The following is a 25,462-nucleotide window of genomic DNA, read 5'->3' as shown; positions in this document are numbered from 1 at the left end:
ATGAGCAGTATGGCCGACAATCACATTTCCGAAGTGGCCGGGGACAGTCGCATGGTGGGCAGGTAGGCGATGGCGGAAAGAAACCGTTCTGAAAAATTGAAGCGCCTCGTCGCGGTGCAGCGTCATCTGGAGCGGATCGCCGAGAACGAGCTTGCGGATACCACACGCCAGCGCCTGGAAGTGACTGAGTCGATGGAAAGGGTCATGGATGCCATCGGCTCGGTCGATCCCGTGCACATGGCATTCTCCATCCATTATGCCGAACGCTACGGCCGCCTGACAATTAAGGATCAGCAGCTGGAAGGCATCCAGACGATGATTCAGATGAAGGTCCAGCAGGAACGAACCAAAGCCGAACGGCTGGAAGAACATATGAAGGACGCCCGCGCGCTCGAAGCCCGCGAGGCGGATGACAATGCGGTCTACGACGTCATCGACCAGCACTTCGCCGGCGCAACGCCAGCCTCCAGCAAGGTTCAAAATTCATAATCGCCACAATCATGGAGCATCGGGTTGCCCGCTTGCTCTGACCGTTTGATTCGACATGCCCCGCGATCGTTGCATCGAGTTTTTTGGGAGCGTGCGATAGCAGAAGGAGACGTGACGTGGCTATTTCGCCTCCGAGTGATTTGGTCCTTGATGTCGTCAAGGCCGCCAATCCGGCCGATGTCGAGGTTGCTCAGGCCAAGCTCGCCGCCAACAGAGCTGCCTTTGCCGCCACCAGCCTGGCCGAAAACGGCAATGGTTTCGGTGCGACTGTCGATGCGCTGAACAGCGCTGCAACGCAGGCCGGCCTCGGCAACGCCAATACGCATGCCGCGCAGACGAAGGTGCCGCAGGCCTATCGCAAGTTCGAAGCCATGGTGCTGCAGAACTTCGTGAAGAACATGCTGCCCAATAGCGAGACGCTCTACGGCAAGGGTTCGGCCGGCGAGATCTGGAAGGGCATGATGGCGGAGCAGTTGGGCAATACGCTCGCCAAGGACGGCGGCGTCGGCATCGCCGAGAAGATGTACAAGGAACAGGTCGACAAGATGCGCAACAGCGGCGTCGTCAACGCAACGACCGATGAGAACGACAAGAAGATGGCACTCAGCGCCATTACGGATTTTCAACGCAAGACGCTTGCGGCAACTGACGCCACCGACGGCGACAGCAGCATTACCAATCATAATACGCTGACGTCCCAGAAAGCATAAGCGAGGTAGCAACATGGAAGTGATGTCACAGGACTATCGGATCAAATCCGTCCTTGGCCGTCTGGAGATGATTATCGACAACGAGAACAACCGGATCGGCACCGACCCGGAATTCGATCTGAAGGTGTCGAACGCTCACAAGAGCCGCTGCCTTTACGAACTGTCGATGCTGTTTCGCGATACGGAACCGGCGGATCTCGCCGTTGCGCATGTCGAGCAGCTACATGGGCTGAAGAAGAAGCTGGTGGTGAATGCCCGCCGCGTGGAGGCTCATCTTGAGGCCGTGCGCGCCGTTGCCGACATTCTGAAGAATGCCGTGCAGAATGCCGACACCGATGGCACTTATTCGCAGGAACAATTCCGCGTCCGTGAGGCCGGATGATCAAGCTCGTGCTCACCGGCCTTTGGGTCTGCGCGGTAACATTGGCTTCGGTCTATTTTTCGGTGCAGACGGCGACGGCGCCTGCGATCAGCCCTGATGATGCCAAGAAGGCGCAGCAGGAACTGGTCAAGGGCGAATCGATCAATGTCCCCGTTATCGCCAACGGCCAGGTGACCGGCTATTTCCTCACCCGCATCTCCTTCATGATGGAGAAAGGCAAGGCATCTGCGCTTCAGATACCCTTGCCGGAACTGACGACCGACGAGCTCTTCTCGCTGTTGGTCGGTAACAAGACGATCGATATCGGTCACGCGCAGAATTTCGACGTTGCGGCTTTTCGCAGCGATCTGAAAAAGCGGATGAATGAGCGGCTCGGCGGCAACTATGTCGCCGAGGTCCTGGTCGAACAGCTCGACTATCTCTCCAAGGAAGAGACCCATGGCGGGGAAAGCATCGGCAAAAGGACGGTCAAGCCGGTAAAGATCGTGCAGGACGCCGCAAAGAGCAAGGTTCCAGCCGAGTAGTACCATATTGATGCGCCTTGCTGCATCAGTGGCCATTCCGGGCGAGGAGCGGCGGCCAGCGGTCTCTGCTATGCTTAAGAAAAGCTTGCTGCATTCAGATAATTGCAGCTTTTTATCCTAACAGAAGCTTGGGATTGCTTCGCTATAAACACCTCCTAGCAATGCCTCTATCGTCGCCGAACCGGTGACCAGCATAGGGGCAGGAGCTTGCATTACCGGCGCCTGTCGTGTCGACGACGCCGGCAGGAGGTTGTTGGATTGAACAAGGTTGCTGATTTCGCCGCCATCGCGTCACGCCGCATGATCTTCGATCTGCCTGTTTGCGATCTCAATTGGGAAGATGCGCTGCCCTTCGTCAATGAACTCGCGTCCCTGCCGGTCGGACAGACCTCGATCTCCTTCGTCAATGCCCACAACATGCTGGTGATGCTGCGCGATGAAAGCTATCGCGAGGTGCTGGAGCGCAACCTTGTTCTGCCCGATGGCGTCGGTCTCGATATCGCTTCCCGCGTCGCCCATGGAGAGCCGTTTCCCGCCAATCTGAACGGCACGGATTTCGTTCCGGCGCTGTTGACCTTCATGGAGCGGACGAAACGCATCGGCCTGCTGGGCGGCCGTCGCTCGGTCGTCGAAAAGGCGGCGGAAAAGCTGCGGCAGCACGCGCCATGGCACGAATTCATCGTTATTTCCGACGGCTTTTTCGATCCGGAGAAGAGCGATGCCGTCACGGCGGAAATTAGCCAGCAAAAGATTGACGTCCTGATCGTCGGCATGGGAACCCCCTTGCAGGAAAAATGGGTTGCCGAACATGTCGGACCGCAGCATGCGCGGCTGGTTCTGACCGTGGGCGCGCTCTTCGATTTCGTCTCCGGTACCGTGCCGCGTGCGCCAGCATTGGTGCGGGCAGTCCGCGGCGAGTGGCTGTTTCGCCTGGCCTTGGAGCCGAGCAGACTATGGCGGCGCTATATGGTCGGCATACCGCTTTTCTTCTATCAGGTCGTCCGGCATCAGTTCGGCCGCAAGGAGCGGATCGATCGTGCGGAAATGCCTCAAGCGAGGCCACGCCTCATACCGCCAAACAAACTGGCGAGCTGACGCTGCGGGCACAGGCGTTAACCCTTTCTTTGGTATGAAAGTTTAGAGTGGGTTAACCATTTGCGTCGGTCTCTGACCGCGCGTGCGAGATGATCCGCCATGTTTGAAAGCAAAACCGGGACCGGATTCTACCCTGACGAGGCGGAAACCTTCGAGGTTTCGCAAAGGTCGGGTAGGCGTGCTATTTCCGATCGCATCGACGATGACTTTCGCGGTCGCATTGGTCTGCGCGCGGCCAATTCCGACGACCCGCGCGATGCCGAGTTGCGCGCGATTCTGCGCAGAAGGCTGAATGGCGATCCCTATCCGGTATCGGGTGGAAAGACGTTGCAACCGGGAGAAGTTCCGCAGCACCAACCACTAGCCGAACAGATCGGCAGTATCTTGAGCCATCGGTACGGGGAGCGCGAACCCGCAGCCGGTCCGCCATCGGAGCCGGTCCCCGATCTGCTGGAATTCGTGCCCGACCTGCTTGAAAACGAGCCGCTGCAGCAGTTCTCCGAGCCGGTTCTTCCCGATCCGATGCGCCGCCGTCGCAACTGGTCCCTCAGCATCCGCTCGCTGGGCTTTGTCGTGGCAACGGCGCTGGCAGGAGCGGCCATTCCGACAGTGCTCGCGCCGCCGCCGCTTTACATGTCGCAGGCATTTCTGCATGCCGAAGGCGAGGGCAGAGTACGTCAATCCGTGCTGGACATAGCGGCGAAATGTGCAGTCGCTCCATCAGCGCTTTCCGATGTCGTCGCCAGGCTGAAGCTTGATCGCGATCCGGAATTCACCGGCAGCCGCGCGGGCGCTGTCGGGGTCGCCATGGAGCTGCTGTCGGGCAACGGCAGTGCCTCGGATGCGCCGTCGCGCGCGCAGGCAAATCTTCGCAGGAACGTCACTGTCGGCATCGACGATGCGACCGGCCTCCTGCGGCTGACGGTCATGTCGGGCGATCCGGTCAGGTCCGCCGACATCGCCAATCGGCTGGCGGTCACCACCGTCTACGATTCTGCCGTCGCGCAGGTGGCCGCAACCTCAAGCGCCGGCGATACGGCAGGCGGTCGCAGCCGCAAGGAACTCGATCGCGCCTCGGCCGCGCTCGCTGATTTCAAGGCGCGTTACGGCGAAGACAAGATCGCAGCCGCCTTGGCAATGCAGGACCAGCGCCGGCAGCTGGACAGTGAAATCAAGGCGGCGGATATGGCGGTGCGCAGCGCCCGGGCAAATGCGTCCGCGGCCAAATCGGCGACGCCTGCGTCCCTGCTGAGCGGTGCCTTGCCGGCAGATCTTGCTCCCGCCGGCTTCGATGATCTGCGCAGCCGCTATAGCGCCGCAAAGGCGCAGCTCGCCCAGCTTTCGACGCAGCTCGGCCCTCGCCACCCTCGTCTGCTTGCGCAGCAGGCGACGGTGGACGATCTGACCTCCAGCATCCGCAATCAGCTGCAGCGGCTCGTCGTCAGCAGCGACGCAGCGCTGAAGGCTGCGCTTGAAAAGCAGGGAACTCTTTCCGCGCGGATGACCGCTCTCAGTCAGAAGAGCATCGATGTCGATATCGTCCGTCTCGCGCAGTTGCAGGATGCAGTCGCCGCCGCCGCCGCCCAAAGCCGCTATGAGGCCGATCGGCAGAATACGGCTCTGGCTCCGTCGGACACCAGAGCGCCAATGACGGTGATTTCGCAGGCCGTCGCAGCGGCGGCCCCCATCGACGATCATCTCGCGGGTAATCAGGCTGCCGGCTTCCTGGCAGGCTTCGGCCTGTCGCTCTGCCTGGTTTTCCTGCGGAAATGGCTGGCCAGCGTCACGCAGGCCGAGGACCACGCAATCGTTGAAACCGCCATATCGAGGCCTGTCTCTCAGCACGAGATCGAGCCGGCATTCCTGCCGCTGCCCGATCTGACCCACGAGGCCCCCGCAGAACCGATGCCCGAGGCAGAAGCCCACACGGCCGCTAAGGATGAATGGCTGCGCATCAGGCAGGAACTTGCGGAACTGCGCTCGAAGGTCCAGACCTATGCCGCGCACAGGCATGCCGGTCTCGACTGATCGGCCGCCGTTTCTCCTTGCAATTACCGCTTTCAGACACCATAGGGCGTTGGCAGGCAATTCCGCCAGGCCGATGATTTGTAGATTGGCGTCGAATTCATATCGGGAGACCAGCGTGACGACAGTGATCGATGGCAAGGTTGCAGCGGCTTCGGTGATCGCGGCTGTGAAGGGTGCGGCGGCGGGGCTTGAGGCGGAGACCGGTGTGAAGACCGGACTTGCGGTCGTCATCGTTGGCGACGATCCGGCAAGCCACGCCTATGTGAACTCCAAGAGCAAGATGGCCAAGGAGTGCGGCTTCAATTCCATCCAGCACACGTTGCCGGCCGAGACGACGCAGGAAACGCTGGCAGGCCTTGTGGCCTCGCTGAACGAAGACCTGTCCATTCACGGCATTCTGGTGCAGCTGCCATTGCCGAAGCACCTGGATTCCGATGCGATCATCCAGTCGATCCGGCCGGAGAAGGATGTCGACGGGTTGCATGTGGTCAATGCCGGCAAACTCGCCACCGGCGATCTCGAAACCGGGCTGATCTCCTGCACGCCGGCCGGCGCCATGCTTCTGGTGCGCTCGATCCATGGCGAAGACCTGTCGGGCCTCAACGCCGTGGTCATCGGCCGCTCGAACCTGTTCGGCAAGCCGATGGCGCAATTGCTGCTCAATGCCAATGCGACTGTCACGACGGCGCACTCGCGCACCAAGGACCTGGCTTCGGTTGCCCGCGGCGCCGATATCCTGGTGGCGGCCGTCGGTCGTCCTGAGATGGTCAAGGTTGGCTGGATCAAGCCGGGCGCAACGGTCATCGACGTCGGCATCAACCGTATCGATGCGCCGGAGCGCGGCGAGGGCAAGAGCCGGTTGGTCGGCGATGTCGCCTATGCGCAGGCGTCCGAAGTCGCCAAGGCCATCACGCCGGTGCCGGGTGGCGTCGGGCCGATGACGATCGCCATGCTGATGGCCAATACCGTCATCGCCGCTCATCGCACTGCGGGTAGAAAGCCACCGAAGTTTTGATCAAGACTACTCCAGGAAAAGCGCCGAGCGGTTTTCCGTCTGCAATTGCGTAAACGCAAAGAGGGGGCGGTTCGGAAACTCCGCGAAGGGCTGAACCGCTTTCGACATCAATCGGCCGGCGCAACGCCGGTCGAGGCGCGGACGATAAGCTCCGCCTTCCACAATTCCTGTGCTGGAAACGTCTCAGTACGCTTGATCTCGCCGATCAGGCGCTCGGCGATGCGCACACCTGCCGAGCGGAGCGACGAGCGCGTCGTCGTCAGCGGCACGGTGAAGTTTTCCGGCTTGAGCAAGGTCAGCACGTCGTCATGGGCGATCATCGAGATGTCCTCGCCGAGCTTGAGCTTTGCCTGATTGATGGCGCGAACGGCGCCGAGCGCCAGCACGGTACTGGAGCAAAGTACCGCGGTCGGCCGCTGTTTCTTCTCCATCTGCAAAATGCGCTCCATCACGAGCAGACCCTGCTCGTCGGTCATCGCCGTGTGACTGACGCATGCCTCGTCCAAGGCCAGGCCGCGTTCGGCAAGCGCTGCCTCGACGCCGTTCTTCCGGCGAATGGCGAAATCGAGATAGATGGGGCCGTTCAACAGGGCAAAACGCTTGTGCCCGAGCTGTAGCAGGAGCTTCGTCGCTTCGTAGAACGCGGCTTCGTTGTCAATGTCAAGGAAGGGGTAATCCGGCTCCGAGCCGATGGAGCGCCCATGCACGAGGAAGGGCATGGAGAGCGTCTTCAGCATCTCCAGGCGCGGGTCGTGGCCGCGCATGTAGTTGACGAAAAGGGCATCGACATTGCCGCTGGCCGCTAGCCGCTTCAAGGCGCCGACCTCATCATTCGGGTCTGCCGGCGTCAGCACGAAATGGAAGTCATGGCGCAGCGCTTCCTCGCCAAGGCCGGTCAGGAACTCGCTGAAATGCACGTCTGAAGAGTTGCCTGGCGATGTTGGCATGACCAGCCCGATCGACCCGGCCTTGCCGGTCGCAAGTCTCTGTGCCGCCTTATTGGGCCGGTAGCCTGTTTCCCGAACCGCCTTGAGGACACGCTCGCGGGTTTCGCGATTGACCTCCGGATATCCGTTCAATGCTCGGCTGACTGTCGTCTGCGACAGCCCCAGCATTTGCGATAGCTGTTTCAGATTCACGGCTTTCGGCTCCTCCAACTCCTCACCTGCTAAGATGCCAACGCAACCTCCCGAGGCGTCCACGGCTTCCAAAGCGCTTTTAATATTTAGCAGGCAGAGCGCTCGAGACAAGATAATTAACAAAGATATTGGTGCTTATTTTATGCTGCAGTGCGAGATTTGCGGTGTATATTAGCCGAAAACTGAAAATCGCTTGACTTTGTCCCGTCCTCAATGGATGACAGAGGGCAGTCAAAGCGCTTTGAGGAATGGAGCGCGCAGCACGGAAGCGTGTTTGGGCTCATGGATTTCATTGTTTGGGAGGACAACCACATGAAGAAATTATTTTTGATGACCGTTGCCGCTGCGGCCCTGATGGCTGGTACGGCCATGGCTGCCGATCTGAAATTCCAGCCCGGCCAGGATTCCAAGTTCAACTGGAAGAGCTACGACGAATTCAAGGCTGCCCACGCCGATCTGAAGGGCGAGACGCTGACCATCTTCGGTCCCTGGCGCGGCGAGGACGAAGCGCTCTTCACCAGCGTCCTGAACTACTTCACCGAAGCGACAGGCGTGAACGCCAAATATTCGTCCTCGGAAAACTATGAGCAGCAGATCGTCATCGACACGCAGGCCGGTTCTCCGCCGAACGTCGCCATCCTCCCGCAGCCGGGCCTGCTCGCCAACCTCGCCAGCAAGGGCTATCTGACGCCGCTCGGCGATGATGTCGCTTCGTGGATCAAGACCAATTACGGCGCCGGCGACAGCTGGGTCGGCTACGGCACCTATAAGGGCAAGGACGGCAAGGACGCCTTCTACGCCTTCCCCTACAAGGCCGACCTGAAGTCGCTGGTCTGGTATGTGCCCGAGAATTTCGAGGAAGCCGGCTACAAGGTTCCCACAACGATGGAGGACCTGATCAAGCTTTCGGACCAGATCGTCAAGGATGGCGGCACGCCCTGGTGCATCGGCCTCGGTTCGGGCGGCGCCACCGGCTGGCCGGCAACCGACTGGGTCGAAGATCTGATGCTGCGCCTGAACACGCCGCAGGATTATGATCACTGGGTCGACAATACGCTGAAGTTCAACGATCCGAAGGTTGTTGCCGCCATCGAGGAATTCGGCAAGTTCTCCAAAAACCCGAAATATGTTGCCGGCGGCGTTGCAGCCGTTGCCTCGACGGACTTCCGCGACAGCCCGAAGGGTCTCTTCTCGGTGCCGCCGAAGTGCTACCTGCATAAGCAGGCTTCCTTTATTCCGTCCTTCTTCCCGGAAGGCACCAAGCTCGGCCAGGATGCGGACTTCTTCTACTTCCCGCCGTTTGCCTCGCATCCGGAACTCGGCAAGCCGGTCGAAGGTGCCGGCACGCTGGCGACCATCACCAAGGACTCGAAGGCTGCCCGCGCCTTCATCCAGTTCCTGCAGACGCCGATCGCCCAGGAGGTCTGGATGGCACAGTCCGGCTTCCTGACGCCGTACAAGTCTGTCAACACGGCTGCCTACGCCAACGACACGCTGCGCAAGGAAGGGGAGATTCTGACCTCCGCCACCACCTTCCGCTTCGACGGTTCCGACCTGATGCCGGGCAAGATCGGCGCAGGTTCGTTCTGGACCGGCATGGTGGACTTCGTCGGCGGCAAGTCCGCACAGGATGTTGCCGACGGCATCCAGAAGTCCTGGGACGCCATCAAGTAAGACATCACAGCTCAACCGCCGCCGGCAAATTGCCGGCGGCGCCAATAGCATCCAACGGCGCGCTCTCGCGCTGCCGATGTCGGACGGGTGGCCTCTAGCAGGTAAATTCGGGGAGGGAGTGAATGTTTTCGCAGATCCTATCGGCGATTGGCGCCATGATATTCGGTGTTGGCTTTTGCGCCGCTTATTTCTGGTTCTCCAACAAGTTCTTGGACCTGATCTTCCCGGCAAAGGAGGGGGCCGACGTTCATAAGGCCGCCGTCAATCTTCGGCGCCGCGGCCTCATCCGCCCCTGGCTGTTCCTGGGGCCGGCACTGTTCCTGCTCGTCGTCTATCTCGTCTACCCGGTCGTGGCGACGTTCATCCTGTCTTTCTATGGACCGGATGGTAACAAGTTCGTCGGCGGCGCCAACTATCTCTGGGCCATCAACGACACCGAATTCCGCCAGTCGATCTTCAACAACATCCTCTGGCTTGCCGTTGTGCCGGCAGCCTGCACCTTCTTCGGTCTCGTCATCGCGGTCATGACCGACCGTATCTGGTGGGGCAATATCGCCAAGGCCGTCATCTTCATGCCGATGGCGATCTCCTTCGTCGGCGCCTCGGTCATCTGGAAATTCATCTACGAATACCGCGGCGGCACCGACGCACAGATCGGCCTGCTGAACGCTGTAGCCCAGCTTTTCGGCGGCACTCCGGAAGTCTGGATCACCATTCCCTTCTGGAACAATTTCTTCCTGATGGTCATGCTGATCTGGATTCAGACCGGCTTTGCCATGGTCATCCTGTCGGCGGCCCTGCGCGGCATTCCGGAGGAAACCATCGAAGCGGCCGTCATCGACGGCGCCAATGGCTGGCAGATCTTCTGGAAAATCATGGTGCCCCAGGTCTGGGGCACGATCGCCACCGTCTGGACCACCATCACCATCCTCGTCCTCAAGGTTTTCGACATCGTTCTCACCATGACCAACGGTCAATGGAATACGATGGTGCTCGCCAACCTGATGTTCAACTGGCTGTTCCGAGGCGGCGGCGACAGCGGCCGAAGTGCCGTCATCGCACTCATCATCATGGCGGCGGTGACGCCGATCATGATCTGGAACATCCGTCGCGCAAACGCAGAAACGAAGGGGCGCTGATATGATTGGAAATCTCGGTCGTATCGGCCCCGCCCGCATCTTCGTCCATGCCGCGGTGCTGCTCATCGTCTTCCTCTGGCTTCTGCCGACGCTCGGAATCTTCGTCACCGCTATCCGCGACAAGGACCAGATCGTCGTCTCCGGCTGGTGGACTGCCTTTGCTGGTTCCTCACGCACGACGGCTGCCCGTCTTGATGGCCCGGACAAGGCGAAGCCAGATGGCGCAAATTTCGTGATATTAGGCAATCTTGCCGTCGAAGGCGGCGGCAAGATCCAGTCTTTCGGTCAGCGCGTGCAGGAGCCGGCCGCCTATAAGGTTGGAGCGCCAGCAGAGCTGGAGAAGGGTGAGACCCTTACCATCAATGCCGACGGCAGCTATCGCTACCAGAAGAACGGTTCATTCGGAGCCGATGCGCGCGCCAAGCGTGTCTACCTCACGGTTGCCACTCCGCCGCAATTCACGATGGACAATTATCGCACGGTTCTGGCGGGCGAGGGCATCGGTCAGTCCTTCATCAATTCGCTGACGGTGACGATCCCCGCGACTGTCATCCCGATCCTGATTGCCGCCTTTGCAGCCTATGCGCTGGCCTGGATGGAGTTTCCCGGCCGGGCGCTGCTGATTGCACTCGTCGTCGGCCTGATCGTCGTGCCGCTGCAGATGTCGCTGATCCCGCTTCTGCGCATCTATAACGAAATCGGCCAGATCTTCGGCGTGCCGTCGAAAACCTATCCGGGCATCTGGATGGCGCATACCGCTTTCGGCCTGCCGCTCGCCATTTATCTGCTGCGCAACTACATTGCCGGCCTGCCCAAGGAGATCATCGAATCCGCCCGCGTCGACGGCGCCAGCGATTTCGATATCTTCGTCAAGATCATCCTGCCGCTGTCCTTCCCGGCGCTTGCCTCCTTCGCGATCTTCCAGTTCCTCTGGGTCTGGAACGACCTGCTGATCGCCATGGTGTTCCTCGGCACCGACAAGGATCATCTGGTCCTGACTGCCGCCCTGAACGCGCTGCTCGGCTCGCGCGGCGGCAATTGGGAGATCCTGACGGCATCGGCCTTCGTTACCATCATTATTCCGCTCCTCGTCTTCTTCGGTCTGCAGCGCTATCTCGTGCGCGGTCTGCTCGCCGGGTCGGTGAAGGGGGGCTGATCCAAAACCGTATCATTCAGACAGGACCCATTCAGCATGAGCATTGCTCCTCAATCGACCCCGGCAGTTGACAAGGACTGGTGGCGCGGCGCCGTGATCTATCAGATCTATCCGCGCTCCTATCAGGACTCCAACGGCGACGGCATCGGCGATCTCAAGGGCATCGCCGTCCGCCTGCCGCATGTCGCGGCGCTCGGCGTCGATGCGATCTGGATTTCGCCGTTCTTCACGTCGCCGATGCGTGATTTCGGCTACGACGTCTCCAACTACGAGGACGTCGATCCGATCTTCGGCTCGCTGGCCGATTTCGATGCGATGATGACGGAAGCTCATCGCCTCGGCATCAAGGTGATGATCGACCTGGTGCTGTCGCACAGCTCCGATCGCCATCCCTGGTTTGTCGAAAGCCGTTCGAGCAAGGACAACCCCAAGGCTGATTGGTATGTCTGGGTCGACGCCAAGCCGGATGGCACGCCGCCCAACAACTGGCTGTCGATCTTTGGCGGCTCGGCCTGGGCCTGGGATCCCACCCGCATGCAATATTACATGCATAATTTCCTGACCTCGCAGCCGGATCTGAACCTGCACAATCCGGAAGTGCAGGATCGGTTGCTGGATGTCGTGCGTTTCTGGCTCGACCGCGGCGTCGATGGCTTCCGCCTCGATACCATCAACTTCTATTTCCACGACAAGGAACTGCGCGACAATCCGGCGCTGGAACCTTCGCGCCGCAATGCCTCCACTGCGCCGGCCGTCAATCCCTACAACTTCCAGGAACACCTCTACGACAAGAACCGTCCCGAGAACCTGGAGTTCCTAAAGCGCTTCCGCGCCGTGCTCGACGAATATCCGGCCATTGCCGCCGTCGGCGAAGTCGGCGACAGTCAGCGCGGCCTCGAAATCGTCGGCGAGTACACCTCCGGCGGCGACAAGATGCACATGTGCTATGCCTTCGAATTCCTGGCGCCGGATGCACTGTCGCCGGAGCGTGTCGAAGAAGTGATGAACGACTTCGACGCCGCAGCTCCCGAAGGCTGGGCCTGCTGGGCGTTCTCCAACCATGACGTCGTGCGCCACGTCAGCCGCTGGGGCAATCTGGTCGCCGACCGCGATGCCTTCGCCAAGCTCTATGCGGCGCTGCTGCTGACCCTGCGCGGTTCCGTCTGCATCTATCAGGGCGAGGAACTGGCGCTCACCGAAGCCGATCTCGCCTATCAGGACCTGCAGGACCCCTACGGCATCCAGTTCTGGCCGGAGTTCAAGGGTCGCGATGGCTGCCGCACGCCGATGGTTTGGGACAGCCAGGTCGCACAGGGCGGCTTCTCCACGGTGAAGCCCTGGCTGCCGGTGCCGGTGGAGCATATTCTGCGTGCCGTCAACGTTCAGCAGGGCGACGAGAATTCTGTGCTGGAGCAATACCGCCGCTTCCTTGCCTTCCGCAAGCAGCACCCGGCCTTCGCCAAGGGCGAGATCGCCTTCTCGGAACCGCAGGGCGATGTCCTCATCTACACCCGCAACTATGACGGCGAGACTATTCTCTGTGCCTTCAACATGAGCCCCGTCGAAGCTATGGCGACCTTGCCGGAGGGCAACTGGCAGGGATTGACCGGACACGGCTTTACTAGCAACAACTACGGCAACAAGATCGATATTCCGGCCTGGGGCGCTTATTTCGCGCGTCTTGCCTGAGCCTTTGGGAGGAGGAAGAATAGATGACAGGACTTGTTCTGAAGGACATCCGTAAATCCTACGGCAGCGTGCATGTGCTGCACGGCATCGATCTGGAGATCAACGAAGGCGAATTCATCGTCTTCGTTGGGCCGTCCGGTTGTGGCAAATCCACCTTGCTGCGGATGATCGCCGGGCTCGAGAGCATCACGGCGGGCGATATGCTCATTGCTGGGCAGAAGGTGAACGAAGTGCCGCCCTCAAGGCGCGGCATCGCCATGGTCTTCCAATCCTACGCGCTCTATCCGCACATGACGGTCTACGACAACATGGCCTTCGGCATGCGCATCGCTGGCGAAAGCAAGCAGGAGATCGACCGCCGCGTGCGCTCTGCAGCCGCCAGCCTGCAGCTCACCCAGTATCTCGAACGCCTGCCGAAAGCACTGTCGGGCGGCCAGCGCCAGCGCGTCGCCATCGGCCGCGCCATCTGCCGCAACCCGAAGGTCTTCCTGTTTGACGAACCGTTGTCGAACCTGGATGCCGCGCTGCGTGTCGCGACCCGCATCGAGATCGCCAAGCTCAGCGACTCCATGCCCGAGACGACCATGATCTACGTCACCCACGACCAGGTGGAGGCGATGACGCTGGCAGACCGCATCGTCGTGCTGTCTGCTGGCCGCGTGGAGCAGGTCGGCGCCCCGCTCGATCTCTACGAGCGCCCGGCCAATCTGTTCGTCGCAAAGTTCATCGGCTCGCCGGCAATGAACATCATTCCGGCCACGGTGACCGAGACCGGAGCGACGACGACCGTAACGCTGACGGGCGGCAAGTCGGTGACGCTCGACGTGCCGACGGCAGCCTCCGAGAAAGGCAAGACGGCAAGCTTCGGCGTACGTCCGGAAGATCTGCGTCTCGCGACGGGTGACGATTATCTCTTCGAAGGCGAGGTTGCCATCGTCGAAGCGCTCGGCGAAGTGACCCAGCTCTATATCGAAGGTCTGGTCGACGGCGAGCCGATCATCGTCAAGATCCCCGGTATTGCCAATATTCACCGCGGCCAGAAGATGCGTTTTGCTGCCGATCGGCAGAAGCTGCACCTCTTCGACGCCGGCGGTCATTCCTACCGCAAGCAGTAATATAATACCGCTTATGAGCGGCGCCGGCACAGACAAGTATGAAGAATAAAATTCATCTTGAACCGGCGCGCTCAAACCTTCTGTTAAAGACCAGCTGATAATCTCGCTTTCATAATATACCCTAGGGGTTTACTAAGATGGCCGCTTTCAGCAGTGCTAATAATTCGGGTCAGCATTTCCTAAACAAAGAAGAGTCCTTCATGTATGACCGCGAGGTGCGGTTTCGCATGGAAGACACGATGAATGCAGCACGGCTCGAATACACCGAAAAGGGTGTGATGAACCTTGCGTCCCGCCGCTGCGATATCATCCGCATCTCGCAGAGCAGCGCTGTCCTCGCGATCCTCACCCAGTATAATCTGCCGAAGCAGTTCTATCTGGATATCCCGGACGCCCGCATCACCAAGATCGGCTGCGTGCTCATGAAGGTATTCCCCAACAACACGGTGGAAGTTCGTTTCCTGCGTCTCCTCACGGACAAGGAAATGAACAAGATCTTCGTCTACAGCTCGCATCCGGCCCATAAGAATCGCGTGCTCGACATTAAGGCCTGAGACCCTACCGGGCGCATCGCGAAATTTGCGGCGTAGCCCTCGATTGGGAATGCACGGCGCAAGTAGCAATCATGCGATTGGGAATGGCGAAGCTCCGAGCATGATCCGCAATGACGGTGTTCGTCTCTTGCGGATCATGCTCATCAACACTCAAGAGCGAAATTCCCCTGCGGACTGAAGGGAGGATGCTCTGAAGGCGTTATCCAGCGGCCAGCGCGTCGAGGACCGTCTGCTTCAGCTTCATATCTGCAACTTCCGTGAAAACGAGATCCTCGCGGCCGAAATAGCTCTTCTGATTGATGGCCGACCAATCGTTGCAGACGAGCGTATAGCGCTCCTTCTTCGACGGGTTGACCGGTGCGGCGTGGAGATAATCGCCTGTGCGCGTCGCAAGCGGTATCTCACTCTCCTGATTGCAGCGAGCAAGGATGGCGGCGAGCACCGTCGCATCGATTTCCGTCCGCATGAGCTTGCCGTCGAAACGCACTGACGAGTTGAAGCTGTAGCGGCTGACTTCACCCTGAAGCAGACCCGCGCCGAACGACGTATGGCCAACGAAGCCGACATCCGCTTTCGCCTTTTTTGCCATCACGTCAGCGACGAACCGTCCCACTTCGTCCACCGTCATCGTCTTGTCGGCTTTGCCGATGATAGCGCGATCTTCGTCCTTCAAATGGCGGGCAAAGACGGCGGCGATGAGATCCTGGAGGGCGGAGGAGGCGGCGCCGGTAGCATCGATATCGACGCGCTGAAGCGCAGCCGCTGCGCCCGCGGCGGCAATGGTCGCGACCGTGATCGCCGTCGACCAAGAGCCGGTGTGAACATAGCGCGTGGCGCCCTGTTCATGGGTCAGGTTGAGGTGGTCGTGCCCGCCAATGATGAGCGTGCCGTCGGGAAGGATCGGCAGGATATCGCGATCCGCGACCACGCCGGCATGGCTGAGCACGATATTGATGCTGTCGCTGCCGAGAATGACAGGCAGATTTTTCTTGGCCCACTCCACCGGCTGCGGAATGTCGAGCACCTCTCGGGTTGCCTTGGGATAGGTTTTGATCGCATCGGTCGCAAAGCCGGCGATGGTGACCGCCTGACCGTCAAGCGTCAGATGGGCGGAGGCTTGCGTGTAGGGTGCGCCGGTGCGCTTGTCGACGATATTGCTGAGGACGGTGACGCCGAGTGCGCGGGCGCGCGTGACGAAATTGGCAAGATCATTGTCCAGATCCGGCTCATGATTGCCGATATTGACGACCGTCGGCGCCAGCTTGGCGAGCGCGGCAAGAAAGGCCCAATCGATCTCGCCACCCGAACGTGAGGCAACGACATTGCCAGACTCGAACAGGTCGCCGTTCAGAACAACGAGATGGCGGCCCTCGTTGGCAGCGACCTGCTTTTCGATCGCCGCCAGCAATTGCCCCAAGCGTTCGTAAGCCGAATGCAGATCCGACAAGATGACAACACGCAAAGGCTTCTGCGCCGCTTGGGCAGGCATAGCTGAAATAAGCGCCGGCAAAACAGCGGTGCCGGCGAGAAGTTTCAACGCCTGGCGGCGTCCGAGCAATGACTTGAACATGAATTTCTACCCTTGGGAATTGCCAGCAATGCCCAAGGGATTAGTCAATTCCGTTGTCAGTCCTATGACGCGCTGGTCATAAACTACACTTAAATCAATACGCTAGCGCCTTGGTCCGCCGGCCCTGCAGCGCGGCGGAAGGGGGCGAAGAGCTCGCGGCCCATGCCAAACTCATTTTCCGAGAGGTCGACGACGACGGGCTCGCGCTCCGCCATGTCAGCGGCATCGACAAGCACTTCCAGCGTGCCGGCGACCGCGTCGATACGGATGATATCGCCTTCGCGGATGCGGGCAATCGGGCCGCCATCGATGGCTTCCGGCGTCACATGGATCGCGGCAGGCACCTTGCCCGATGCGCCCGACATGCGCCCATCGGTCAAAAGTGCTACTCGGAAGCCGCGATCCTGCAGCACGCCGAGCGCCGGCGTCAGCTTGTGCAGCTCCGGCATGCCATTGGCCTTCGGTCCCTGGAAGCGGACGACGGCGACGAAATCGCGGTTCAGCTTGCCGTCCTTGAAGGCCTGCTGCATTTCCAGCTGGTCGTGGAAGATCACGGCCGGCGCTTCGACGATATGGCGCTCTGGCTTGACGGCGGAAATCTTGATGACAGCCTTGCCGATATTGCCGCGCAGCATCTTCAGGCCGCCGGTGCTTTGGAAGGGCGTCTCGACGCTGGCTAGCACCTTCGGGTCGTGGCTCTTTTCCGGTGCCGGCTCGCGCAGGACATTGCCGTCGGCGCCGAGCTTGACGTCGATGGAGTAGCCGCTGAGGCCTTGGCCGTAAACGGTGCGCACGTCGTCGTGCAGCAGCCCTTTCTTCAAGAGTTCCTTGATGAGGAAGCCCATGCCGCCGGCGGCATGGAAGTGGTTCACGTCGGCAAGCCCGTTCGGATAGACGCGGGCCAGCAGCGGGATGATGTCGGACAGCTCGGAAATATCCTGCCAGGTGAGCACGATGCCGGCCGCGCGCGCCATGGCGACGATGTGCATCGTGTGGTTCGTCGAGCCGCCGGTGGCATGCAGGCCGACGACGCCGTTGACGATCGAGCGCTCGTCGATCATCTCGCCGGCCGGCGTGAATTCATTGCCCATGGCGGTGATCGCGAGCGCGCGTTTGGTCGCTTCGCGGGTCAAGGCCTCGCGCAGCGGTGTGCCCGGATTGACGAAAGAGGCGCCCGGCATATGAAAGCCCATGATTTCCATCAGCATCTGGTTGGAATTGGCCGTGCCGTAGAAGGTACAGGTGCCGGGGCCGTGATAGGACTTCGATTCCGCCTCGAGCAGTTCGTCGCGGCCGACCTTGCCCTCGGCATAGAGCTGGCGCACGCGCGACTTTTCGTCGTTCGGCAAGCCCGAGGTCATCGGTCCTGCCGGAATGAAGACGGCAGGCAGATGGCCGAAGGAGAGGGCGGCGATGACGAGGCCGGGTACGATCTTGTCGCAGACGCCAAGGAACACGGCCGCATCGAACATGTTGTGCGAGAGACCGACACCGGCGGACATGGCGATCAGGTCGCGCGAGAAGAGCGAGAGCTCCATGCCCGGCTGGCCCTGCGTGACACCGTCGCACATGGCCGGCACGCCGCCGGCAACCTGGGCGATGCCGCCCACCTCGGCCGCCGCCTGACGGATGATGGCCGGATAGGTCTCGAAGGGCTGGTGCGCCGAGAGCATGTCGTTATAGGAGGTGATGATCCCGAGATTGGGCACATGATCCCCCGCTAGCGCCTCTTTCTCGGACGGGGAACAGATGGCAAAGCCATGCGCAAGATTGGCGCAGCCGAGCACGGAGCGCTGCGCTCCCTTTGTCGCGGCATTGCGCAGGCGGTCCAGATAGCGTTCGCGTGTCGGCCTCGAACGCTCGACGATGCGTGCGGTAATCTTGGAAATGCGGGCGTCAGCGGCCATGGTCGATCTGCCTCCGTCTGTTTTGCGCAGTGCCCGTAAGATCGTCCCGATCTGTCCTGGTCGATGGCATCGCGCGAGGGTCAAAAGTCAATGCTTTGCCGGTACGCCCTTGCGGGCGCATGGCGCAGCACATGTTGCTGTGTCTATCAGGGTTCGAAGACGAGGCCTGTCGGCTGCGTCAGGGAGCCCAATAAATCTCGACCGGAGAGGCGGCCCGACGCAGCATGGCGCGGATCGGCATCTCGGTTTCCTCGCCCGCCGCTTCGGCCTTGGCGAGGACATTCTTCTTGCCTTCTCCCTCGATATGGAGCACCAGCAATCTGGCATCCTGAAGGCTGGAGAAGGTGAATGTCAGCCGCGGCTCACCGGCACCTTCCGCTTCCATCGTAATGATGCCACGCGGGGTGTTCGGATCCAGTGCGGTCCGGAGATTGCTGCCGCCCGGAAAGAAGGAAGCCGTGTGGCCGTCATTGCCCATGCCGAGGATGGCGACATCGAAGGGATGGCCGACAGCCCTGGTTTTTTCCGTGGCGATGGCGGCAGCCTCCTCGACGGAAGCCGCAGCCTGATAGAGCGGAAGGAATTTGGCGGCAGTCGCCTTGTCCTTCAGCAGGTTTTCCTGGACGAGCAGGTGGTTCGAGCGGGGGTTGTCCGCCGCCACGAAGCGTTCGTCGACGAGCGTGATCGTCACCTTGGCCCAGTCGATCGAGCGCGATGACAGCGCCTGGAAGAAAGCCTTCGGCGTGGAGCCGCCGGAGACCGCGATGCTTGCGGAGCCGCGTGCGGCGACAGCGGCCGAGAGGGTCTCGGCCACCTTGTCCGCGAGCTTGCCGGCGAGTTCGGCACCATTGGCAAATGCATGCATGTTCGCTGTCATCGTCATCGTCCCAGGTTTTAGATATCGTCGTGCCAGGTGCGGCCGTCACGCTCGATGAGCGCGATAGCCTGGCTCGGACCCCAGGTGCCGGCCGTATAGCCCTGCACCTGCTGCCCTGCCTCTTCCCAACCCTTGAGGATCGGATCCACCCACTTCCATGCGGCTTCCACTTCGTCGCGGCGCATGAACAGCGTCTGGTTGGAGCGCACCACGTCCATCAGCAGACGCTCGTAGGCGTCCGGGTTGCGAACGTTGAAGGCCGAGGCGAAGCTCATATCGAGCGAGACGTTTCGCAGGCGCATGCCGCCCGGACCCGGATCCTTGATCATCAGCGACTGCTTGACGCCTTCGTCCGGCTGCAGGCGGATGATGAGCTGGTTGGCGACGATGCGGCCGGCGGCCTGATCGAAGATGGTGTGCGGAATGTGCTTGAAGGTGATGACGATTTCCGACACGCGGCCGGCGAGACGCTTGCCGGTGCGGATGTAGAAGGGAACGCCTGCCCAGCGCCAGTTGCCGATCTCGGCCTTGATGGCGACGAAGGTTTCGGTGTTGGAAACGCCGCCTTCCAGCTCATCGAGATAGCCCTTGACCGGGCCGCCAGCCGAAGCGCCGGCACGATACTGGCCGCGAACGGTCGCCTGTTCGGCATTAGAAGCGTCGATCGGCTTCAGCGCGCGCAGAACCTTCAGCTTCTCGTCGCGAACGGCTTCCGAATCCATGGAGGAGGGGATTTCCATCGCAGTCAAGCAAAGCAGCTGCAGGATGTGATTCTGCACCATGTCGCGCAGGGCGCCGGCGGTGTCGTAGTAACCGGCACGGCCTTCCAGACCGACCGACTCCGCGACCGTGATCTGCACATGGTCGATATAGTTGGCGTTCCACAGCGGCTCGTAGAGAGCATTGGCAAAGCGCAGCGCCATCAGGTTCTGCACGGTTTCCTTGCCGAGATAGTGGTCGATACGGAAGATCTGCTCTTCCTTGAAGACCTTGCCGATCGTGTCATTGAGCTGCAGGGCAGATGCGAGGTCGCGGCCGATCGGCTTTTCGACGACGATGCGGGTCTGCTTCGTGATCAGCTTGTGCTCGTGGATCTTTTGCGAGATGTCGCCGAAGATGCCCGGAGCGACGGCGAGGTAGAAAGCGCGGACGCGCTCCTTGCCCTCGTCCAGGATCTTCTTGAGCTGATCCCAGCCGGCATCGCTGCGTGCGTCGACCGGCACGTAGAACAGGCGAGCCAGGAATTTCTTGACTTCGGCATCGTCATACTCGCCCTTCTTCAGGTGCTCCTTGAGGGCGGCATCGGCAAATTTACGGTATTCTTCGTTGGAGAGCGCACTGCGCGAAGCGCCGATAATGCGCGTCGGTTCGGAAAACTGGCCTTCGACCTGACGGTGATAAAGGGCGGGCAGAAGCTTGCGTTCCGCGAGGTCGCCGCTGCCGCCGAAAACGACATAATCAAATGGTTCAACGGGAATGATTTGGCTGCTCATGAGCTATCTCTCAATCGGTCTTGGTTGAGGCCTCTTTTAATCTAATCGATTTAAAAAGGCCAGTGTGCATCGCAAAATTCAGACTCGGCTTTTTAGAGCGGATTGCTGGCGGAAGAAATCATCTTCCGGTTTCTAAAACCTGTCGCGCAACGCAAACCACGAGAGCGCCAGGAACAGCAGAGGCGCCCGCATGCGCGCACCGCCGGGGAAGGGCGGGACGTTCAACTCCTTGAAGAGGCGTAGCTCGTCCGCGTTCCCGAGAACCGTTTTCGCATAGAGTTTACCGCAATAATTTGACAGCATGACCCCATGGCCGGAATAGCCGCCGATGGTGGTGACGCCAGGCATGACCTCGCGTACGAAGGGTTGCCGCGGCATGGTGATGCCGACCGAGCCACCCCAGGCATAGTCGATCTTGATGTCCGCGAGGGCGGGATAGATTTCGGCGATTTGCCGGCGGATGTGCTGCGTTATGTCGCGCGGATTGTCTGATGTATAGGCTTCACGTCCGCCGAACAGCAGCCGCCCGTCCTTCGATTTGCGGAAGTAGCGCACCACGAATCGCGAATCCGCGACCGCCTCATTGCCGGGAATCACGGTCGGAAAGCGATCGAGTGGTTCGGTGGTGCCGATGAAGGAGCGGATCGGCATGACGTGGCTCGAGGTCACCGGCTCGAGGTTGCCGATATAGCCGTCGCAGGCGATCAGCACCCGGTCGGCGCTGATGTCTCCGCCATCCGTTTCGATGATGGTCTTGCCGCCCGATTGGCGAAAGGTCTTCGCCTTCGTCATTTCGAAGAGAGCTGCCCCGGCTTCAGCTGCGACACGGGCAAGGCCGATGAGCAGCTTCAGCGGGTGGATATGGCCCGTTCCCATATCCCTGACGCCATAGAGATAGAATTGCGAACCCAGCCGCTCCTGAGTTTCCGCCTGGTCCATGAACTTCATGTGCGGATAGCCGTAGCGGGTCGCTGCAATCTCCGCATTGTCCATGTAGTCGCGTTTGTAGCTGCGCTTGTGCGTGACGTTCATCTGGCCGGGCAGGAAGTCGATGTCGATGCCGTGATCGGAGGCGAAGTCGAGCAGATGGTGCTTGGCATCCTCGGCAAGATCGAAGAGGGCCTTCGAGCGCTCATAGCCGATCTTCTCTTCCATCTCCTCCGGCCACCAGCGCTGGCCGGTGCCGAGTTGCCCGCCGTTGCGTCCGGAGGCTCCGTCGCCGAAGCGGTTGGCGTCGATCAGCACGACTTCGACGCCGCCCTTGGCAAGATTGCAGGCCGCTTGGAGGCCAGTGTAGCCGCCGCCGATGATCGCGACGTCAGCCCGGCGCGAGCCGTCGAGCTTCGGATAGGTCGCACGAGGGCCGACGGTCGCCTGATAGAAGGAAAGGCCCGGCGCGATCGGGCTCTGCCATGTTTTCTGCAGCATCATGGGCGGCTCGCTTCACACGTTGAGCAGAAGGAATTCCCGCTCCCACGGGCTGATCACCTGCATGAAGGTCTCGAACTCGCCGCGTTTGACACCGGCATAGATGTCGATGAAGTCCTTGCCAAGAACCTCTTCGAAAGCCGGTTCGTCTTCGAGAAGGGCAATCGCTTCCAGCAGGCCGCGCGGCAGGTCGATCGAGCCTTCATTGGCGGAATCTTCCGTCGGCGCGGTTGGTTCGACTTGCTTCATGATACCGAGCAGGCCGGATGCGAGCGAGGCGGCAAGCGCCAGATAGGGATTGGCATCGGAGCTCGGCAACCGGTTCTCGACACGGCGGGCCTGCGGATCGGAGACCGGCACACGGAACGCCGTTGTGCGGTTGTCGTAGCCCCAGGCATTGTTGACCGGGCAGGACATGTTCGGTGCCAGCCGCCGATAGGAATTCACATAGGGCGCGAGCATGGCAAGCGCATTGGGTACATAGCGCTGCATGCCGCCGATGAAATAGAAGAATTCCTGAGACGGGCTGCCGTCCGGATTGGTGAAGACGTTCTTGCCGGTCTCGATGTTCACGACCGACTGATGGATATGCATGGCCGAACCCGCCTGGCTTTGCATCGGCTTGGCCATGAAGGTTGCGTAGATGCCGTGCTTCAGCGCTGCCTCGCGAATGGTGCGCTTGAACATGAACACCTGGTCGGCAAGCTCGATCGGGTCGCCATGGCGCAGGTTGATTTCGAGCTGCGCCGGACCTTCTTCATGGATCAGCGTGTCGATTTCCAGACCCTGCTTCTCCGAGAAATGGTAGATATCGTCGATCAATTCGTCGAACTCGTTGATGCCGGCGATCGAATAGCCCTGACCGCCGAGGATAGAGCGGCCGGAGCGGCCTTTCGGCGGATGCAGCGGATAGTCGGGGTCGTCATTCTTGGCGACCAGATAGAACTCGATCTCGGGGGCGACCACAGGCTTCCAGCCGCGATCGCGATAGAGCCCCATGATCCGCTTCAGCAGGTTCCGCGGTGTATAGGACACCGCGTGTCCCTCGGAATTGACGATATCGCAGATCACCTGCGCCGTCGGGTCGGTTTCCCAGGGCACGACGGAAAGCGTCGAAAGGTCCGGCACCAGCTTCAGATCGCTGTCGCGCGGCTCGTAACGGAAGCTCTCGGTCTCCTCCGGATATTCGCCCGAAATCGTATGGCGATAGATCGCCGAAGGCAGCGCCAGCGACGTATTCGAGGTGAATTTCGAAGTCGGCATCATCTTGCCGCGCGGCACGCCCGCAAGGTCCGGTGTAATGCATTCGATGTCTTCGATCCCGCGCGCCCGCAGCCATTGCGCCGCTTCCTTCCAGTTTGCCACGCCGCGTGCCGATCTCAAGCTGGGAGGTACCGTAGGGATTTTCGAGGCAGGCACTGAAGCTTTCAGCGGGGTCTTTCTAGCAGGCATAAAACACCGTATTTGGGTTGATCGGTGATTGCATCATAACCGCAGTTTGCCAATTGGCGAGGGGGAAAACCGCTCGGACTTTCGCCGTATGATGGAAAAACGACGAGACAGGGCGGCGCAGAATGAAGGACTGAAACGTGGCTGGCAGATATGATGTGATCGTCCTTGGTGCGGGTGCGGCAGGCATGATGTGCGCCATCCGTGCCGGCCGGCGCGGGCGGTCCGTCGTCGTGCTCGATCATGCCGGTGCGCCCGGCGAAAAGATCCGCATTTCCGGCGGCGGCCGCTGCAACTTCACCAATATCCATGCCGGCCCGAAGAACTTCCTGTCCGCCAATCCGCATTTCGCCAAATCGGCGCTCGCCCGCTTCACGCCGCAGGATTTCATCGCCATGGTCGAGCGCCACGGCATCGCCTGGCATGAGAAGACGCTCGGCCAGCTCTTCTGCGACAACAGCGCCAAGGACATCATCCGCATGCTGACCGACGAGATGCGGACGGCCGGAGCGCAGCTGCGATTGCGGACGGAGATCGGCGACATCCAGCAGACCGCCGGCGGCTATCGCGTCAGCACCTCCGAAGGCGTTTTCGAGGCCGCTTCGCTGGTCGTTGCCACCGGCGGCAAGTCGATCCCCAAGATGGGCGCCACCGGCTTTGCCTACCGCATCGCCGAGCAATTCAGATTGCCTGTTGTCGAAACCCGACCGGGCCTCGTCCCCCTTACGCTCGATCCGCAATTGCTTCAGCGCCTGGCCCCGCTCTCGGGCATCGCCGCGCCCGCCGAGATCCGCCATGGCAGGACGGCATTCCGCGAAGCCTTGCTCTTCACCCATCGGGGCCTCAGCGGCCCCGCGATCCTGCAGATCTCCTCCTATTGGCGGGAAGGCGAGGACGTCACCGTCGTGATCGAGCCCGACATCGATGTCTTTACGCTTCTCAAGAAAGCCAAGCAGGCCAATGGCCGGCAATCGGCGCAAACAGCCCTTGCGGAGATCCTGCCGAAACGGCTGGCGCAGCACTTTGTTGAAAGCGAAGGTGTGGCCGGCAACATGGCCGATCAATCCGACAACCGCCTGCAGAAGCTCGCGGCAACTATCCAGTCCTGGCCGGTCAAACCATCGGGTTCGGAAGGCTATCGCACGGCGGAGGTAACGCTTGGCGGCATCGACACGGCCTGCCTCGATTCGCGGACGATGGAGGTGAAGACTGTGCCGGGGCTCTTCTTCATCGGCGAATGCGTCGACGTTACGGGCTGGCTCGGCGGTTATAATTTCCAATGGGCCTGGGCCTCCGGCCATGTCACCGGCGAGGCGGCTTGAATTCACCTTGCCAACAGGCAGCAAATGGGCAAAGAACATCTCCAACGCGAAAATACTCGATGGAGGCAATCATGACGTTTAAGGCTCGGATATCCCGCCAAGCGGTTCTTTCAGGCATCGCTGCGGCCGTGACGATCTCGCTTGGCATATTTGCAGTCACAGCATCGGGTGCCGCCGCCGCTTCCGCGCAGTGTAAGAAGCTGGACCCGAACGGCCGTGATGTGGGTGGCGATACGAATTTCGCCATTGCCATCCGCGACAAGAAAGCCGATGTCGTCAAGAAGATGCTGGCCTGCGACGCCAAGGTAAACCTGAAGACGACGGAGGGCTGGTTTCCGCTGCACACCGCCGCCTATTACGGCCCCGCGGACATCATCGATCTTCTGGTCTCCAAAGGTGCTGACGTAAATGCGCGCGGCGATTACGATGGCTGGACGCCGTTGCACATGGCGACCCAGCAGCACGATCCGGCCGTCGTCAAGGCGTTGTTGAAGGATGGCGCCGACAAGACCATCAAGTCCACCACCGGCAAGACTGCCGCCGAAATGGCGACCGATCCCGCCATCGCGGCCTTGCTGAAGTAGCGCGCTGCCGTCGCGCGATCTCGGGCCAATGACCGGTGGGTGCGACACTTTCGGCCCGCCTCTGTTACTCGCGTTTTCCTTTCCTACATCTTTCTTGAATACATTGGCAGTTGCCGAATGCAC

General features: G+C 60.7%; 22 protein-coding genes. 15 read left to right on the top strand and 7 right to left on the bottom strand.

The genetic code is table 11. The features are described 5' to 3' along the window. Positions 1-69: 69 nt before the first annotated feature. The 7 genes from GA0061102_RS17265 (at position 70) to GA0061102_RS17235 (ending at position 6,243) form a co-directional block, all read left to right on the top strand. On the top strand, positions 70-489 hold the full coding sequence (locus GA0061102_RS17265) for a hypothetical protein (RefSeq protein WP_092851311.1): 420 nt from the start codon (positions 70-72) through the stop codon (positions 487-489). Positions 490-605: 116 nt separating this feature from the next. Then, positions 606-1,199: a rod-binding protein gene (locus tag GA0061102_RS17260; protein WP_092851307.1), complete on the top strand. Its 594-nt coding sequence runs from the start codon at positions 606-608 to the stop codon at positions 1,197-1,199. Between the two features lie 13 nt (positions 1,200-1,212). Next, positions 1,213-1,581, top strand: coding sequence for a hypothetical protein (locus GA0061102_RS17255; RefSeq protein ID WP_092851303.1), 369 nt, complete (start codon positions 1,213-1,215; stop codon positions 1,579-1,581). Further along, positions 1,578-2,105 carry a hypothetical protein gene (locus tag GA0061102_RS17250; protein WP_092851298.1) on the top strand — a complete coding sequence of 176 codons (528 nt, stop codon included), beginning with the start codon at positions 1,578-1,580 and terminating at the stop codon, positions 2,103-2,105. Before GA0061102_RS17255 ends, GA0061102_RS17250 begins: the two co-directional genes overlap by 4 nt. A gap of 258 nt (positions 2,106-2,363) precedes the next feature. Continuing rightward, positions 2,364-3,200, top strand: coding sequence for a WecB/TagA/CpsF family glycosyltransferase (locus GA0061102_RS17245; RefSeq protein WP_092851295.1), 837 nt, complete (start codon positions 2,364-2,366; stop codon positions 3,198-3,200). 99 nt (positions 3,201-3,299) lie between these two features. Next, complete coding sequence (locus tag GA0061102_RS17240) at positions 3,300-5,228, top strand: GumC domain-containing protein (protein WP_092851294.1); 1,929 nt, start codon at positions 3,300-3,302, stop codon at positions 5,226-5,228. Between the two features lie 115 nt (positions 5,229-5,343). Next, positions 5,344-6,243 carry a bifunctional methylenetetrahydrofolate dehydrogenase/methenyltetrahydrofolate cyclohydrolase gene (locus GA0061102_RS17235; protein WP_092851292.1) on the top strand — a complete coding sequence of 300 codons (900 nt, stop codon included), beginning with the start codon at positions 5,344-5,346 and terminating at the stop codon, positions 6,241-6,243. Between the two features lie 107 nt (positions 6,244-6,350). On the opposite strand, the gene GA0061102_RS17230 is transcribed toward GA0061102_RS17235, so the two are convergent. After that, positions 6,351-7,382: a substrate-binding domain-containing protein gene (locus tag GA0061102_RS17230; RefSeq protein ID WP_092851373.1), complete on the bottom strand. Its 1,032-nt coding sequence runs from the start codon at positions 7,380-7,382 to the stop codon at positions 6,351-6,353. 312 nt (positions 7,383-7,694) lie between these two features. On the opposite strand from GA0061102_RS17230, the gene GA0061102_RS17225 reads away from it, so the two are divergent. The 6 genes from GA0061102_RS17225 (at position 7,695) to GA0061102_RS17200 (ending at position 14,709) form a co-directional block, all read left to right on the top strand. Then, a complete protein-coding gene (locus tag GA0061102_RS17225; RefSeq protein ID WP_092851371.1) occupies positions 7,695-9,056 on the top strand; it encodes an ABC transporter substrate-binding protein in 1,362 nt (453 codons plus the stop codon). 122 nt (positions 9,057-9,178) lie between these two features. Continuing rightward, entirely contained in the window at positions 9,179-10,195 is a 1,017-nt protein-coding gene (locus GA0061102_RS17220) for a carbohydrate ABC transporter permease (RefSeq protein ID WP_092851290.1), read from the top strand. A gap of 1 nt (position 10,196) precedes the next feature. Continuing rightward, complete coding sequence (locus GA0061102_RS17215) at positions 10,197-11,351, top strand: carbohydrate ABC transporter permease (protein ID WP_092851289.1); 1,155 nt, start codon at positions 10,197-10,199, stop codon at positions 11,349-11,351. 36 nt (positions 11,352-11,387) lie between these two features. Then, positions 11,388-13,040, top strand: a complete 1,653-nt coding sequence (bglA, locus tag GA0061102_RS17210) for a beta-galactosidase BglA (protein WP_092851287.1) — start codon at positions 11,388-11,390, stop codon at positions 13,038-13,040. Positions 13,041-13,063: 23 nt separating this feature from the next. Next, a complete protein-coding gene (locus GA0061102_RS17205) occupies positions 13,064-14,155 on the top strand; it encodes an ABC transporter ATP-binding protein (RefSeq protein WP_092851286.1) in 1,092 nt (363 codons plus the stop codon). A gap of 200 nt (positions 14,156-14,355) precedes the next feature. Then, on the top strand, positions 14,356-14,709 hold the full coding sequence (locus tag GA0061102_RS17200) for a hypothetical protein (protein WP_092851284.1): 354 nt from the start codon (positions 14,356-14,358) through the stop codon (positions 14,707-14,709). Between the two features lie 199 nt (positions 14,710-14,908). Here GA0061102_RS17200 and GA0061102_RS17195 read toward each other — a convergent pair whose 3' ends face one another. The 6 genes from GA0061102_RS17195 to GA0061102_RS17170 form a co-directional block, all read right to left on the bottom strand. After that, on the bottom strand, positions 14,909-16,279 hold the full coding sequence (locus GA0061102_RS17195) for a metallophosphoesterase (protein WP_092851282.1): 1,371 nt from the start codon (positions 16,277-16,279) through the stop codon (positions 14,909-14,911). 89 nt (positions 16,280-16,368) lie between these two features. After that, positions 16,369-18,186: a phosphogluconate dehydratase gene (edd, locus tag GA0061102_RS17190; RefSeq protein ID WP_092851281.1), complete on the bottom strand. Its 1,818-nt coding sequence runs from the start codon at positions 18,184-18,186 to the stop codon at positions 16,369-16,371. A 178-nt stretch (positions 18,187-18,364) separates the two neighbouring features. Next, positions 18,365-19,063: a 6-phosphogluconolactonase gene (pgl, locus tag GA0061102_RS17185; protein WP_092851369.1), complete on the bottom strand. Its 699-nt coding sequence runs from the start codon at positions 19,061-19,063 to the stop codon at positions 18,365-18,367. A gap of 17 nt (positions 19,064-19,080) precedes the next feature. Further along, positions 19,081-20,556, bottom strand: a complete 1,476-nt coding sequence (gene zwf, locus GA0061102_RS17180) for a glucose-6-phosphate dehydrogenase (protein WP_092851276.1) — start codon at positions 20,554-20,556, stop codon at positions 19,081-19,083. Between the two features lie 132 nt (positions 20,557-20,688). After that, entirely contained in the window at positions 20,689-21,987 is a 1,299-nt protein-coding gene (locus GA0061102_RS17175; RefSeq protein WP_092851275.1) for an NAD(P)/FAD-dependent oxidoreductase, read from the bottom strand. 12 nt (positions 21,988-21,999) lie between these two features. After that, positions 22,000-23,436, bottom strand: coding sequence for a glutamine synthetase family protein (locus GA0061102_RS17170; RefSeq protein ID WP_092851272.1), 1,437 nt, complete (start codon positions 23,434-23,436; stop codon positions 22,000-22,002). Between the two features lie 137 nt (positions 23,437-23,573). On the opposite strand from GA0061102_RS17170, the gene GA0061102_RS17165 reads away from it, so the two are divergent. Continuing rightward, positions 23,574-24,755, top strand: coding sequence for a BaiN/RdsA family NAD(P)/FAD-dependent oxidoreductase (locus GA0061102_RS17165; RefSeq protein WP_092851270.1), 1,182 nt, complete (start codon positions 23,574-23,576; stop codon positions 24,753-24,755). Positions 24,756-24,826: 71 nt separating this feature from the next. Then, entirely contained in the window at positions 24,827-25,339 is a 513-nt protein-coding gene (locus tag GA0061102_RS17160) for an ankyrin repeat domain-containing protein (RefSeq protein ID WP_167668004.1), read from the top strand. Positions 25,340-25,462 lie beyond the last annotated feature (123 nt).

This window comes from Martinezella miluonensis (genome assembly GCF_900094545.1).
Classification (GTDB): domain Bacteria; phylum Pseudomonadota; class Alphaproteobacteria; order Rhizobiales; family Rhizobiaceae; genus Rhizobium; species Rhizobium miluonense.
Note: the sequence above shows the minus strand (reverse complement) of the source record. Positions and strands in the feature narration are given on the sequence as shown.